Origin of the sequence: Vibrio vulnificus NBRC 15645 = ATCC 27562 (assembly GCF_002224265.1) — a bacterium.
Classification (GTDB): Bacteria; Pseudomonadota; Gammaproteobacteria; order Enterobacterales; family Vibrionaceae; genus Vibrio; species Vibrio vulnificus.
In genome coordinates this window covers 910,372-925,623 of record NZ_CP012881.1, presented here as the reverse complement: position 1 = coordinate 925,623, position 15,252 = coordinate 910,372, and the positions used below count along the sequence as shown (strand labels likewise).

Sequence of the window (15,252 nt, the reverse complement as noted above, 5' to 3'; positions counted from 1 at the left end):
CTGTTGCATCCCTCATGGGTTGACTCCAGATTACGATTTTAAGGATAAAAAAATGTGACACGAATCACATTTTGATGGGCATTTTTTATTGTTCAAGAGGAATGTGATCTTTCGCAAGCCTTGTTGTTTTTTCTTTGAAAAAAGCTTGTGCTTCGATAGGAAAACAGTAGATTGGGTAGAGTAGATGGCTGAAATTCAACTGGTTTTCAGGGGAGCTGTTCAGCTTAAATAACGAGTTGTATCAAAAAGTAACCAATATCGATTTGTGATCTTTGTCGCTATGATTCATATAAAAACGCCGCTGTATAGCGGCGTTTTGTGTTTCTTGTCATCGTGGCATTAGAGCGGATTCAGACGTATCAACTCTTCGGTGCGTGCGATGGCATCTTGTAAACCTAATTGTTTATACGCCTCAAGCTGGATTTTGAGTGATTTTCTCGCAGCGATGGTATCTGGATAGGTTTTCTGCAACTCCTGAGAACGGTTGATGGCTGCAATCCAAGCTTCGCGACGCAAATAATAATCAGCGGTTGCTAGGTCATATTCTGCTAAACGGTTTTTTAGAGCAAACATGCGCTTTTGCGAATCTTCCGCATATGGGCTGTTTGGGTAGCGCTCAAGCAGTTTTTTGAAATCATCAAAAGCTTGCTTTACTGGCTCAGGATCGCGATCGCTACGATCAATGTTAAACAAGTCATGCATGAAGTTACGATCTTGTGCCATGTGGGTGAGACCACGCATGTACAACACCCAATCCATTTTCTCATGTGTTGGATTTAAACGCGTAAAACGCGAAATGGTCGCTAAACCCAAAGCCAAATCATCGTTCTTGTAATAGGCGTAAATCAAATCAAGTTGTACTTGTTCTGAGTAAGCACCAAAAGGGTAGCGGGAATCTAGCGCTTCTAGTTTCTCAATCGCGGTGAGCCAGTTTCCTCCTTGAAGAGAGGTTTGTGCTTCTGCATACAGCTCTGCTGGTGGCACATCCGGCACAATTTGTTCACTGCTTGAACAGCCAAACAACACTGATACCGCGAGCAGGCCTGCTAAAGTATGGTGTTTCATGTCAGGAGTCGATTCCTTGATTCTAAATATTTCTTAAGCTTCCGTTACTTTCTTGTCAGTAACAGATACAATGTTGCAATACACTATTTTTCCACAGTAGTGAGCATTAGTCTCACAGTTTTTAAAAAAGTTCGATATGGCTCAGCAGATTGAATTAACAAATACCGTAAAAGATAGCCAATTAGGCCAACGCCTAGATCAAGCTATCGCAGAGTTGTTCGCAGACTTTTCTCGCTCGCGCCTGAAAGAATGGTTGCTTGACGGAAAAGTCACCGTGGACGGTAACGTAGTCACCAAACCCAGAACGAAAGTGATGGGCGGGGAGGTGATTACTGTTTTGGCCGAGCTGGAAGATGAAGTGCGCTGGGAAGCGCAAGATATTCCTCTGGATATTGTCTATGAAGATGACGATATCTTAGTGATGAATAAGCCTCGTGATTTTGTCGTCCACCCAGGAGCTGGTACGCCAGATGGTACAGTGTTAAACGCATTGCTGTTCCATTGTCCTGAAGTGGCGGAAGTGCCGCGTGCAGGCATTGTTCATCGTTTGGACAAAGACACCACGGGTCTAATGGTTGTGGCGAAAACCGTACCGGCGCAAACACGTTTGGTGCGTGCTCTACAAAAACGCCATATTACGCGTGAATACGAAGCCATTGCCATTGGTCGAATGACGGCGGGGGGCAAAGTCGATAAACCGATTGGCCGCCATGCAACAAAACGCACCTTAATGGCGGTGAGCCCAATGGGTAAGCCTGCTGTGACGCACTTCCGTGTTGCCGAGCACTTCCGTGAGCACACACGTATCCGTTTGCGTCTTGAAACCGGCCGTACTCACCAGATTCGCGTGCATATGTCTTACCTACAACACCCTTTATTAGGTGATGCAGCTTACGGTGGGCGCGCGCGAATTCCTGCGGGTGCTTCTGAAGAGGTTACGGCAATGATCCGAAACTTTGATCGCCAAGCGCTTCATGCGGTGATGCTGCGCTTTGAGCATCCTATCACGGGTGAAGAGATGGAGTTCCATGCGCCTGTGCCAGACGATATGGTTGAGTTGACCGAAACTTTACGTCGTGATGCACAAGAGCATGGTCTACCAGACGAGTACTGATTGATGATAATCCCCAACTGGCCTGCGCCTAAGAATGTCAAAGCATTATCGACGACTCGCCAAGGTGGCTATTCGACGGGTGTTTACGCTGGTTTGAATTTAGGCACACATGTTGGGGATGATTTCTCTATAGTAATGAGAAATCGTCAATGGTTAGCCGAACAGGCGCAGATGCCTAGTGCACCGATTTGGCTCAATCAAACTCATTCCACGACGGTGATGGAAGCCACAGTTCCAACCGAAGTCATCCTTGATGCTGATGGGGTTTTTACCCATTCTTCTGGTGTCGTTTGCAGTGCGATGACTGCTGATTGCTTACCTGTATTAATCACCAACACTTCAGGAACACAAGTTGCAGCCGTGCATGCTGGCTGGCGCGGTTTGGCGGGTGGGATCGTTGAGGAAGCACTTCGTCAATTTTCACAAGATGTGCTTATTTGGCTTGGTCCTGCGATCGGTCCTCAGGCTTTTGAAGTCGGAGACGATGTAGTGGAGGCCTTTTGTCAACAACACCCTCAAGCAGTGAATGCGTTTTCTGCTCATACCACACCAAACAAGTGGTTGGCAGATATGGATCAGTTAGCGCGTATCCGTCTCTCTTCAATAGGGGTTGAGTCGATTTACTCTTCTAAATTGTGTACCTATCAAGATTCACGCTTTTATTCTTACCGTCGAGAAGGTGTCACTGGACGTCAAGCGAGCTTTATCTGGTTTGAATAACATCCGTTTTACTTTACCGAGCGTTAGTTTTTAATTCCCCCTTGAAAAACGATTTTTGCGTAGCCATCTTTCATACTGATTAAAGAATTTACTTCAGTTGAGGTTAGGAAGGTAGCTATGCGTCTTGATCGATTTACCAGCAAATTTCAAATCGCTATCTCTGATGCACAATCATTGGCGTTAGGGCGCGATCATCAATACATTGAACCTGTTCACTTAATGGTGGCGCTGCTTGATCAAAATGGCAGTCCTATTCGTCCACTGTTGACCATCTTAAATGTGGATGTCACCCACCTACGTTCAAAACTCAGTGAAATGCTGGATCGCTTACCCAAAGTGAGCGGTATTGGTGGTGATGTACAGCTCTCCTCGGCCATGGGCGCGATGTTTAACCTGTGCGATAAGATTGCACAAAAACGCCAAGATGCTTACATCTCATCTGAAATCTTTTTGCTCGCAGCAATCGAAGATAGAGGGCCACTTGGTCAACTCTTCAAAGAACTTGGCTTAACCGAACAAAAAGTGAGTCAAGCTATCGAGCAAATTCGCGGTGGTCAAAAAGTGAATGATCAAAATGCGGAAGAACTTCGCCAAGCGTTAGAGAAATTTACCATTGATCTGACGGAACGCGCAGAGCAGGGCAAACTTGACCCTGTGATTGGTCGTGACGATGAAATTCGTCGCACCATCCAAGTATTGCAGCGTCGTACCAAAAACAACCCCGTGATCATTGGTGAACCCGGTGTCGGTAAAACCGCCATCGTTGAAGGCTTAGCGCAACGCATCATCAATAACGAGGTGCCTGAAGGTTTGCGTGGTCGCCGAGTGTTATCACTCGATATGGGCGCTTTGGTGGCTGGAGCGAAGTACCGTGGTGAGTTTGAAGAGCGACTTAAATCCGTATTGAATGAGCTCTCTAAAGAAGAAGGCAATATCATCCTCTTTATTGATGAGCTTCATACCATGGTTGGCGCAGGTAAAGGTGAAGGTTCGATGGATGCCGGCAATATGCTCAAGCCCGCACTAGCGCGTGGTGAGTTACATTGTGTGGGCGCCACGACACTCGATGAGTATCGTCAGTATATCGAGAAAGATCCGGCTCTTGAGCGCCGCTTCCAAAAAGTGCTGGTGGATGAGCCAACAGTGGAAGATACCATTGCGATTTTGCGTGGTTTAAAAGAACGCTATGAGCTGCACCATCACGTTGAGATCACCGATCCTGCGATCGTTGCTGCGGCCAGTTTGTCGCATCGCTATGTTTCTGATCGTCAATTACCGGATAAGGCGATCGATCTTATCGACGAAGCAGCATCCAGTATTCGTATGCAGATCGATTCTAAACCCGAAGCCCTGGATAAGTTGGAGCGCAAAATCATCCAACTTAAGATAGAGCAACAGGCGCTGAGTAATGAACACGATGAAGCAAGTGAAAAGCGTCTGCGCTCACTCAACGAAGAGTTGAATGAGAAAGAGCGTGAGTTTGCTGAGTTAGAGGAAATTTGGAACGCGGAAAAAGCAGCTCTATCTGGCACTCAGCATATTAAAGCGGCGTTAGAGCAAGCGCGCATGGATATGGAGTTTGCAAGACGAGCTGGGGATCTTAGCCGCATGTCTGAGCTTCAATATGGTCGTATTCCAGAGCTTGAGAAGCAACTTGACTTAGCAACGCAAGCGGAAATGCAGGAAATGACCTTGTTGAAAAACAAAGTCACCGATAATGAAATTGCGGAAGTGCTTTCAAAGCAAACGGGTATCCCTGTCTCCAAAATGCTTGAAGCAGAAAAAGAAAAGCTGCTTCGCATGGAAGAGGTGTTGCATAAACGCGTCATTGGGCAGAAAGAGGCGGTGGAAGTTGTTGCGAATGCGATACGCCGAAGCCGAGCAGGCTTGTCTGATCCCAATAAACCGATTGGTTCCTTCTTATTCTTAGGTCCAACCGGCGTGGGGAAAACGGAACTGTGCAAGACATTGGCGACCTTCATGTTCGACAGTGAGGATGCCATGGTGCGTATCGACATGTCCGAGTTTATGGAGAAACACTCAGTGGCGCGCTTAGTCGGTGCTCCTCCAGGCTATGTGGGTTATGAAGAAGGTGGCTACTTAACGGAAGCCGTTCGACGTAAGCCTTATTCAGTAATTTTGCTCGACGAAGTGGAAAAGGCGCATCCTGATGTGTTCAACATCCTGCTGCAAGTCTTGGATGATGGTCGATTGACGGATGGACAAGGTAGAACAGTGGATTTCCGCAATACCGTGGTTATCATGACATCAAACCTAGGCTCCAGCCGCATCCAAGAAAACTTCGCTATGTTGGATTACCAAGGCATCAAAGAACAGGTAATGGAAGTGGTAACCAAGCACTTTAGGCCGGAGTTTTTGAACCGTGTTGATGAGACTGTTGTCTTCCACCCACTAGGCCAAGACCACATTAAGTCGATCGCTGCGATTCAACTTAACCGCTTGGCGACTCGCATGGAAGAGCATGGCTATCAATTGGAAGTGTCCGATAAAGCGCTCGACTTGATCGCGCAAGTTGGTTTTGACCCGGTTTACGGAGCAAGACCATTGAAACGAGCGATTCAGCAAAGTATCGAAAACCCGCTGGCGAAATCTATTTTGGCGGGCTCGGTGCTACCGGATAAGAAAATACAGCTTATCGTCAACAACGACCAAATTGTGGCACACCAATAAATAGAGTGATTTTCTCTTCTTTGGGGGAGGGAGATAGTAAATCAAAAGAGGCGAAACGCCTCTTTTGATGTTTTTAAATACAACCTGAGCAAAAAGCAAGCAAACGATTTGCTTTTTTCTTTTTTTTCCAATTTTGCTCTTGTGCATGTGAAGAAACTACCTATAATGCGCATCCACTGACACGGCAGACAGCGTAAGGCTTCAGCAAGTGGAAAGTTAAGGTAAGTTCCTGAGAAATAAATTTGAAAAAGTGTTTGACTCTTCAAATTAACTCGCTAGAATGCACCTCCGCTTTGAGAGAAAAACTTCTCGAAAAGCAAAGCTCTTTAACAATATAAACCTATCAATCTGTGTGGGCACTCGTTGATGATAATCCAAAAGATTTATCAATGAACTGAGTGACCAAAACGATACTAAGTATCGGCACAGTCAATTTATTCAGTATTCATTGAGCCGAAGCGAAAGCTTCAAAAAACTTTTAATTGAAGAGTTTGATCATGGCTCAGATTGAACGCTGGCGGCAGGCCTAACACATGCAAGTCGAGCGGCAGCACAGAGAAACTTGTTTCTCGGGTGGCGAGCGGCGGACGGGTGAGTAATGCCTGGGAAATTGCCCTGATGTGGGGGATAACCATTGGAAACGATGGCTAATACCGCATGATAGCTTCGGCTCAAAGAGGGGGACCTTCGGGCCTCTCGCGTCAGGATATGCCCAGGTGGGATTAGCTAGTTGGTGAGGTAAGGGCTCACCAAGGCGACGATCCCTAGCTGGTCTGAGAGGATGATCAGCCACACTGGAACTGAGACACGGTCCAGACTCCTACGGGAGGCAGCAGTGGGGAATATTGCACAATGGGCGCAAGCCTGATGCAGCCATGCCGCGTGTGTGAAGAAGGCCTTCGGGTTGTAAAGCACTTTCAGTCGTGAGGAAGGTGGTAGTGTTAATAGCACTATCATTTGACGTTAGCGACAGAAGAAGCACCGGCTAACTCCGTGCCAGCAGCCGCGGTAATACGGAGGGTGCGAGCGTTAATCGGAATTACTGGGCGTAAAGCGCATGCAGGTGGTTTGTTAAGTCAGATGTGAAAGCCCGGGGCTCAACCTCGGAACTGCATTTGAAACTGGCAGACTAGAGTACTGTAGAGGGGGGTAGAATTTCAGGTGTAGCGGTGAAATGCGTAGAGATCTGAAGGAATACCGGTGGCGAAGGCGGCCCCCTGGACAGATACTGACACTCAGATGCGAAAGCGTGGGGAGCAAACAGGATTAGATACCCTGGTAGTCCACGCTGTAAACGATGTCTACTTGGAGGTTGTGGCCTTGAGCCGTGGCTTTCGGAGCTAACGCGTTAAGTAGACCGCCTGGGGAGTACGGTCGCAAGATTAAAACTCAAATGAATTGACGGGGGCCCGCACAAGCGGTGGAGCATGTGGTTTAATTCGATGCAACGCGAAGAACCTTACCTACTCTTGACATCCAGAGAATCTAGCGGAGACGCTGGAGTGCCTTCGGGAACTCTGAGACAGGTGCTGCATGGCTGTCGTCAGCTCGTGTTGTGAAATGTTGGGTTAAGTCCCGCAACGAGCGCAACCCTTATCCTTGTTTGCCAGCGAGTAATGTCGGGAACTCCAGGGAGACTGCCGGTGATAAACCGGAGGAAGGTGGGGACGACGTCAAGTCATCATGGCCCTTACGAGTAGGGCTACACACGTGCTACAATGGCGCATACAGAGGGCAGCCAACTTGCGAAAGTGAGCGAATCCCAAAAAGTGCGTCGTAGTCCGGATTGGAGTCTGCAACTCGACTCCATGAAGTCGGAATCGCTAGTAATCGTGGATCAGAATGCCACGGTGAATACGTTCCCGGGCCTTGTACACACCGCCCGTCACACCATGGGAGTGGGCTGCAAAAGAAGTGGGTAGTTTAACCTTCGGGAGGACGCTCACCACTTTGTGGTTCATGACTGGGGTGAAGTCGTAACAAGGTAGCGCTAGGGGAACCTGGCGCTGGATCACCTCCTTATACGATGATTATTGCGATGAGTGTTCACACAGATTGATGGTTTATAACGTTATAGAGATAGATGTGGGGCTATAGCTCAGCTGGGAGAGCGCTTGCATGGCATGCAAGAGGTCGACGGTTCGATCCCGTCTAGCTCCACCATTACTAAAGGTTTTCATTTAGAATCTTTAATAATGGTTTCGAAAGAAATCTGCTCTTTAACAATTTGGAAAGCTGACAAAACAACAATTTATTGTTGTTTGTAAAGTTCTCAATGTTTGTCTTTATGACAAACACCAACAAACACATTCAAGTGTTCTTGGGAATGTCACTGTTAAGTGACTATTCGAAATTGAGTCCGGCAAAATCAACGCTATCTCGCTCATTCAAATAATGAGATAGCAACTTTGGTTGTTTAACAAAGACCCTTTGGGGTTGTATGGTTAAGTGACTAAGCGTACACGGTGGATGCCTTGGCAGTCAGAGGCGATGAAGGACGTAGTAACTTGCGATAAGCGTAGATGAGGCAGTAACAGCCACTTGAGTCTACGATTTCCGAATGGGGAAACCCACTGGCATAAGCCAGTATCATTGAGTGAATACATAGCTCAATGAAGCGAACCGGGAGAACTGAAACATCTAAGTACCCCGAGGAAAAGAAATCAACCGAGATTCCGAAAGTAGCGGCGAGCGAAATTGGATTAGCCCTTAAGCTTTACATGTGTTAGACGAACGGTCTGGAAAGTCCGACGATACAGGGTGATAGTCCCGTAGTTGACGATGCATGTTCAGTGAAATCGAGTAGGGCGGGACACGTGTTATCCTGTCTGAATATGGGGGGACCATCCTCCAAGGCTAAATACTCCTGACTGACCGATAGTGAACCAGTACCGTGAGGGAAAGGCGAAAAGAACCCCTGTGAGGGGAGTGAAATAGAACCTGAAACCGTGTACGTACAAGCAGTAGGAGCACCTTCGTGGTGTGACTGCGTACCTTTTGTATAATGGGTCAGCGACTTATATTCAGTGGCAAGGTTAACCATCTAGGGGAGCCGTAGGGAAACCGAGTCTTAACTGGGCGCCATAGTCTCTGGATATAGACCCGAAACCGAGTGATCTAGCCATGGGCAGGTTGAAGGTTGAGTAACATCAACTGGAGGACCGAACCGACTAATGTTGAAAAATTAGCGGATGACTTGTGGCTAGGGGTGAAAGGCCAATCAAACTCGGAGATAGCTGGTTCTCCCCGAAAGCTATTTAGGTAGCGCCTCGGACGAATACTACTGGGGGTAGAGCACTGTTAAGGCTAGGGGGTCATCCCGACTTACCAACCCTTTGCAAACTCCGAATACCAGTAAGTACTATCCGGGAGACACACGGCGGGTGCTAACGTCCGTCGTGGAGAGGGAAACAACCCAGACCGCCAGCTAAGGTCCCAAATTACAGCTAAGTGGGAAACGATGTGGGAAGGCTTAGACAGCTAGGATGTTGGCTTAGAAGCAGCCATCATTTAAAGAAAGCGTAATAGCTCACTAGTCGAGTCGGCCTGCGCGGAAGATGTAACGGGGCTAAGTTGTAAACCGAAGCTGCGGCAATGTTCTATGAACATTGGGTAGGGGAGCGTTCTGTAAGCCGTTGAAGGTGTGTTGTAAAGCATGCTGGAGGTATCAGAAGTGCGAATGCTGACATGAGTAACGACAAGGGGGGTGAAAAACCTCCCCGCCGGAAGACCAAGGGTTCCTGTCCAACGTTAATCGGGGCAGGGTAAGTCGACCCCTAAGGCGAGGCTGAAAAGCGTAGTCGATGGGAAACGGGTTAATATTCCCGTACTTCTTACAATTGCGATGGGGGACGGAGAAGGCTAGGTGGGCCTGGCGACGGTTGTCCAGGTTCAAGTGCGTAGGCTGAGTGTTTAGGTAAATCCGGATACTCTTAAGGCTGAGACACGACGTCGAGCTACTACGGTAGTGAAGTCATTGATGCCATGCTTCCAGGAAAAGCCTCTAAGCTTCAGATTGTAAGGAATCGTACCCCAAACCGACACAGGTGGTCGGGTAGAGAATACCAAGGCGCTTGAGAGAACTCGGGTGAAGGAACTAGGCAAAATGGTACCGTAACTTCGGGAGAAGGTACGCTCTTGATGGTGAAGTCCCTTGCGGATGGAGCTGACGAGAGTCGCAGATACCAGGTGGCTGCAACTGTTTATTAAAAACACAGCACTGTGCAAAATCGTAAGATGACGTATACGGTGTGACGCCTGCCCGGTGCCGGAAGGTTAATTGATGGGGTTAGCGTAAGCGAAGCTCTTGATCGAAGCCCCGGTAAACGGCGGCCGTAACTATAACGGTCCTAAGGTAGCGAAATTCCTTGTCGGGTAAGTTCCGACCTGCACGAATGGCGTAATGATGGCCACGCTGTCTCCACCCGAGACTCAGTGAAATTGAAATCGCTGTGAAGATGCAGTGTACCCGCGGCTAGACGGAAAGACCCCGTGAACCTTTACTACAGCTTGGCACTGAACATTGAACCTACATGTGTAGGATAGGTGGGAGGCTTTGAAGACGTGACGCCAGTTGCGTTGGAGCCGTCCTTGAAATACCACCCTTGTATGTTTGATGTTCTAACGTTGGCCCCTAATCGGGGTTGCGGACAGTGCCTGGTGGGTAGTTTGACTGGGGCGGTCTCCTCCCAAAGAGTAACGGAGGAGCACGAAGGTGGGCTAATCACGGTTGGACATCGTGAGGTTAGTGCAATGGCATAAGCCCGCTTAACTGCGAGAATGACGGTTCGAGCAGGTGCGAAAGCAGGTCATAGTGATCCGGTGGTTCTGAATGGAAGGGCCATCGCTCAACGGATAAAAGGTACTCCGGGGATAACAGGCTGATACCGCCCAAGAGTTCATATCGACGGCGGTGTTTGGCACCTCGATGTCGGCTCATCACATCCTGGGGCTGAAGTCGGTCCCAAGGGTATGGCTGTTCGCCATTTAAAGTGGTACGCGAGCTGGGTTTAGAACGTCGTGAGACAGTTCGGTCCCTATCTGCCGTGGGCGTTGGAAGATTGAAGGGGGCTGCTCCTAGTACGAGAGGACCGGAGTGGACGAACCTCTGGTGTTCGGGTTGTGTCGCCAGACGCATTGCCCGGTAGCTAAGTTCGGAATCGATAACCGCTGAAAGCATCTAAGCGGGAAGCGAGCCCTGAGATGAGTCTTCCCTGATACTTTAAGTATCCTAAAGGGTTGTTCGAGACTAGAACGTTGATAGGCAGGGTGTGTAAGCGCTGTGAGGCGTTGAGCTAACCTGTACTAATTGCCCGTGAGGCTTAACCATACAACACCCAAAGGGTTTTGATGGACTCAAAGCAAGAACGAATTGAATGTGTAGAGAACGCAAACAGCTTTCCAGATTTTTTGCCTTCAGTTTTTAGAAAAAGCTGAAAGTAAAAGCAAGAATTTGCTTGGCGACCATAGCGTTTTGGACCCACCTGAACCCATTCCGAACTCAGAAGTGAAACGAAATAGCGTCGATGGTAGTGTGGGGCTTCCCCATGTGAGAGTAGAACATCGCCAGGCTTTTAATTTAGACTTAGGTCTAACCAGTGCGGAGCGGTAGTTCAGTTGGTTAGAATACCGGCCTGTCACGCCGGGGGTCGCGGGTTCGAGTCCCGTCCGCTCCGCCACTTATTCGAGAGTCGTCTCATTAAAAACGAACTACAGGGGTGTAGCTCCAATTGGCAGAGCAGCGGATTCCAAATCCGCGTGTTGGGAGTTCGAATCTCTCCACCCCTGCCATATCCAAGGCTCTGAACGAAAGTTCGGAGCCTTTTTCATTTCTTTTCCATTCCTATACCGATAATCGTTGCCTAATCATCCAATCCTTTAGACGATGGATGTCACTGTTACTTGTATTTCACGCTTTTGTTCGCTTCAATTGAGAGCATGACTTCCTGGCAGTAATATGCTGTAGAAGCCTCTCTTCACAATAAGCAAGGATCAATGGATGTTCACTAAAATACTGGCATCATTGTGCGCGATGTATTCAATACCTATTTGGGCATTGCAAATGACAGCGTGGGAGCTGGTGACGACACCAACACGTGAACGCGCTCAATCGATAGGATCGTACGCAAATGGCTGTTTAGATGGTGGTATCGCTTTGCCACTAGAGGGGGCGGGGTATCAAGTTGTGCGTGCAGAGCGTAATCGCTACTTTGCGCATCCAGAAACCGTCACTTTTATACAAGAGTTAGGCTATTACGCGGATACACGTTTGGCTTCTACTCTAATGATTGTGGATGTCAGCTTACCACGAGGCGGCCGTTTTTCTTTTGGTCATGCGAGTCATCAAACCGGACTCGATATTGATGTGTGGCTTAAGCTAAACACTTCTCCTTTGAATAAATATGAGCTTGAACAGGCCAAGACAGCGAGTGTCGTCAATTTCGATACCATGACAATTCGTGCCGATGAATGGCGTGAGGAGCAATTCGAGTTGATCCGAGCCGCAGCCGAAAATGGTAGGGTAGCGAGAATTTTTGTCCACGCCGTTATCAAGCAACGTTTATGTCAAATGGAAACATCCAGTCATAGGTCGTGGCTGAGAAAGGTAAGGCCTTGGTGGGGGCATTCTTCACACATGCATGTGAGACTCTCTTGCCCACAAGGAAGCGATGACTGTGTTGAGCAACCTTTGCCGCCGGAGGGGGATGGGTGTGGTGAAGAAGTGTTGAGTTGGATAGAGCGTCCAACACCACCGGCGAAAAAAGCGCAGGAGCCAGCGCCTATTTCTGAGGCATGTGTGACAGTACTAAAGCAGAAACGTGAGAAATAAATAAAGCGCTCATTGGCGCTTTATTTGATATCGATTAGGCTAAGCCTTGGATGATGACAAACTTTTCAAGCAGTTGCTCTTCCGTTTCGATGTGGTTTGGATCCGTAATGATGCATTTTGTAATAGGACAAACCGACTGACAGGTCGGCTTGTCGTAATGCCCTTTACACTCGGTGCAGAGGTTCGGGTCGATTTCAAAGATCTTATCGCCCATTGAAATTGCCCCATTTGGGCATTCAGGATCACACATGTCACAGTTGATGCACTTATCCGTGATAAGCAATGCCATAGCTTAGTTACCTGTTGGGTTACGGGTATCCTGACCTTCGTTTAGGTTACGCATAAGTAACGCGTAGCTCAGATCCATATCCTGTGGAACTGGAATAAAGACGAAGTGACCGTTGCCTTTGGCATCGTCAATTGACTCAGACTTACGGTTTTCCATTTGTTCAAGAGTGAAAACAACGTTACCTTTTGGCGTCATTAACTCTAGGCTATCACCCAGAACAAATTTGTTTTTCACTTCTACTTCCGCCAAGTCACCGCGACGTTTGCCAGTAAACTCACCAACAAACTGTTGAGCATCGGAAACGGAGTAACCATAGTCATAATTTTGGTATGCGTCATGCGTGTGGCGACGTAGGAAGCCCTCTGTGTATCCACGGTGAGCAAGGCTTTCTAGAGTGCCCATTAGCGTTTCGTCAAATGGTTTGCCCGCTACCGCATCATCAATGGCTTTGCGATAAACTTGCGCTGTACGCGCGCAATAGTAGAAGGATTTAGTACGGCCTTCAATTTTCAGAGAATGAACCCCCATTTGGGTTAAGCGCTCGACGTGTTGAACTGCACGGAGATCTTTTGAGTTCATGATGTAGGTGCCGTGTTCATCTTCAAATGCTGCCATTTTTTCGTCAGGGCGATGGCTTTCTGATAGAAGAACAACATCATCGATGGGTTTGCCACGGCCAATGGTGGTTTCTGGGCGCTCTTCTTGTACTTCAATCGCTTGCGCAGCATTTGGATCAAATTGTTCTACAATTTGGCCAGCATCGTCTTCTTTGCCTTGCTCAACTTTGTATTCCCAACGACAAGCATTAGTACAAGTGCCTTGGTTAGGGTCGCGTTTGTTGATGTAGCCAGACAGTAAGCAACGGCCTGAATAAGCCATACACAATGCGCCATGGACGAACACTTCGAGTTCTGTTTCTGGACACTGTTGACGAATCTCTTCGATCTCTTCGAGTGATAGCTCACGAGAAACAATGACACGCTCTACACCATATGCAGCCCAAAACTTGACTGTTGCCCAGTTCACCGCGTTGGCTTGAACTGAAAGGTGAATCGCCATATCAGGGAAGGCTTCACGCACCATCATGATCAAGCCTGGGTCAGACATAATCAGCGCATCTGGGCCCATATCCACAACCGGCTTCAAATCTCGGATAAACGTTTTTAGCTTAGAGTTGTGTGGTTGAATGTTACATACCACATAGAACTTCTTACCTAAGGCATGCGCTTCGTCGATACCAATTTTTAGGTTCTCGTGATTGAACTCATTGTTACGAACACGAAGGCTGTAGCGAGGTTGCCCTGCATAAACCGCGTCAGCGCCATAAGCAAATGCGTAACGCATATTCTTTAGGCTACCCGCAGGCGACAATAGCTCAGGAACAAAGGATGTATTTGATGTCATTGCTTGAATTCTCTTTTTATCTGATCACAGGTCAGTACGATTCCACCATATGGAATCGGGGCGCAAATTTTACGCCAAATTGTGATCATTGACTAGGTAAAAGAGAGAAAAACGCCTTCTGTGGTGAAGGCGTTGAAAAGGCTTAAGCGTTAGGGTGAGGTAAACCACCCAGTGCTTGAAAAAGATTAGGCAAAAATGCAGACAGCTCGCCACACATGAGAGAAAAGTCTGCATCAAAGCGTGCTGCTTGATCTTCTCTTGGAATATCGTCGTTCTGATCGCGTAATTCATCAGAAAACTTCAAACGTTTGATGCTCGCGTCATCGGCCAGAACAAACTCCAATCGCTCTTGCCAATTGAGAGCTAGTTTTGTCACCACTTTATCTGCAGCGATATGGCTGAGAATTTCGTCGCTGGTGAGCTCTTGCTTCTTACAGCGAATAATGCCGCCATCTTCCAGAACAGATTTAAGTTCGGCTTCATCGAGTAAATGGAAACCTTGTGGTGTTTGGCCTGTTTTTACCCATTCAGTCAACGTAGTCTCAACCGCTTTTTCTGGAATCGCAGGTACAACAGGTAGGCTACCCATAGTTTTGCGCAGCAGTGCGAGCACGTCTTCCGCTTTTTTGTAGCTGCTGGCATCGACCAAAATAAACCCTTCTTTTGGCAAGATGAGCACATAGGTGTGACTACTGCGGCTGAAAGCTCGTGGTAGAAGATCGATAATGATGTCTTCTTTAAGTGTTTCTTTCTCTTTTTTCTTCAGCGGGCGGCCTTCTTGGGCTTCCATCGCTTCCACTTTGGCATTCAGTGATTCTTTGATCACCGAAGCGGGCAGCATTTTTTCTTCTTTTTTAGCACAGATAAGAATGCGGTCTTCTGACACGTGGGTCATCATATCACCGTGTCGTCCCATCGCGCTTACCCAGCCAAATTTTTGCTTATCCTGGCTGCCACAAGGCGTATAACGGAACTCTGCCAATTGTTTTTCAAGTTGATCTGCGTTGAATTCAATCTCGCGATTCACGCGATAGACCATACAGTTTTTAAACCACATAGCGCTTCTCTAAGATAAATACAGGGGCAACATGATAGGCAATTTTTTCTAGCTTGTCCTAATCGAGTTGGAAAAAAACAAGA

Annotated in this window: 8 protein-coding genes, 3 tRNA genes and 3 rRNA genes; 10 read left to right on the top strand and 4 right to left on the bottom strand. The window is 47.8% G+C overall.

Annotated features, from left to right (window positions below):
- Positions 1-339: 339 nt before the first annotated feature.
- A complete protein-coding gene (locus tag AOT11_RS04205) occupies positions 340-1,065 on the bottom strand; it encodes an outer membrane protein assembly factor BamD (RefSeq protein ID WP_011078574.1) in 726 nt (241 codons plus the stop codon).
- A gap of 136 nt (positions 1,066-1,201) precedes the next feature.
- Here AOT11_RS04205 and rluD point away from each other — a divergent pair, with 136 nt between their 5' ends.
- The 10 genes from rluD to mepA all read left to right on the top strand — a co-directional run bounded on the left by rluD (position 1,202) and on the right by mepA (position 12,419).
- Complete coding sequence (rluD, locus tag AOT11_RS04200) at positions 1,202-2,179, top strand: 23S rRNA pseudouridine(1911/1915/1917) synthase RluD (RefSeq protein WP_017419681.1); 978 nt, start codon at positions 1,202-1,204, stop codon at positions 2,177-2,179.
- A 3-nt stretch (positions 2,180-2,182) separates the two neighbouring features.
- Entirely contained in the window at positions 2,183-2,899 is a 717-nt protein-coding gene (gene pgeF, locus AOT11_RS04195; protein ID WP_172840595.1) for a peptidoglycan editing factor PgeF, read from the top strand.
- 117 nt (positions 2,900-3,016) lie between these two features.
- The gene (clpB, locus tag AOT11_RS04190) at positions 3,017-5,590 is read left to right on the top strand and encodes an ATP-dependent chaperone ClpB (protein ID WP_017419679.1); all 2,574 of its coding nucleotides are present in this window, start codon (positions 3,017-3,019) and stop codon (positions 5,588-5,590) included.
- A 479-nt stretch (positions 5,591-6,069) separates the two neighbouring features.
- A 16S ribosomal RNA gene (locus AOT11_RS04185) occupies positions 6,070-7,612 on the top strand.
- Between the two features lie 65 nt (positions 7,613-7,677).
- Positions 7,678-7,753 (top strand) — tRNA-Ala (locus AOT11_RS04180).
- 279 nt (positions 7,754-8,032) lie between these two features.
- Positions 8,033-10,919 (top strand): 23S ribosomal RNA (locus AOT11_RS04175).
- 126 nt (positions 10,920-11,045) lie between these two features.
- A 5S ribosomal RNA gene (gene rrf / locus AOT11_RS04170) occupies positions 11,046-11,161 on the top strand.
- Together the 16S, 23S and 5S rRNA genes with 3 tRNA genes alongside form the textbook arrangement of a ribosomal RNA operon.
- Positions 11,162-11,191: 30 nt before the next feature.
- A tRNA-Asp gene (locus tag AOT11_RS04165) sits at positions 11,192-11,268 on the top strand.
- A gap of 35 nt (positions 11,269-11,303) precedes the next feature.
- A tRNA-Trp gene (locus AOT11_RS04160) sits at positions 11,304-11,380 on the top strand.
- Positions 11,381-11,588: 208 nt separating this feature from the next.
- On the top strand, positions 11,589-12,419 hold the full coding sequence (gene mepA / locus AOT11_RS04155) for a penicillin-insensitive murein endopeptidase (RefSeq protein WP_017419957.1): 831 nt from the start codon (positions 11,589-11,591) through the stop codon (positions 12,417-12,419).
- A 34-nt stretch (positions 12,420-12,453) separates the two neighbouring features.
- On the opposite strand, the gene AOT11_RS04150 is transcribed toward mepA, so the two are convergent.
- From AOT11_RS04150 to rdgC, 3 genes are all read right to left on the bottom strand, one after another.
- The gene (locus AOT11_RS04150) at positions 12,454-12,708 is read right to left on the bottom strand and encodes a YfhL family 4Fe-4S dicluster ferredoxin (protein ID WP_011078569.1); all 255 of its coding nucleotides are present in this window, start codon (positions 12,706-12,708) and stop codon (positions 12,454-12,456) included.
- Positions 12,709-12,711: 3 nt separating this feature from the next.
- On the bottom strand, positions 12,712-14,112 hold the full coding sequence (gene trhP / locus AOT11_RS04145; protein WP_017419958.1) for a prephenate-dependent tRNA uridine(34) hydroxylase TrhP: 1,401 nt from the start codon (positions 14,110-14,112) through the stop codon (positions 12,712-12,714).
- A gap of 142 nt (positions 14,113-14,254) precedes the next feature.
- Positions 14,255-15,169 carry a recombination-associated protein RdgC gene (rdgC, locus tag AOT11_RS04140; protein ID WP_017419959.1) on the bottom strand — a complete coding sequence of 305 codons (915 nt, stop codon included), beginning with the start codon at positions 15,167-15,169 and terminating at the stop codon, positions 14,255-14,257.
- Positions 15,170-15,252 lie beyond the last annotated feature (83 nt).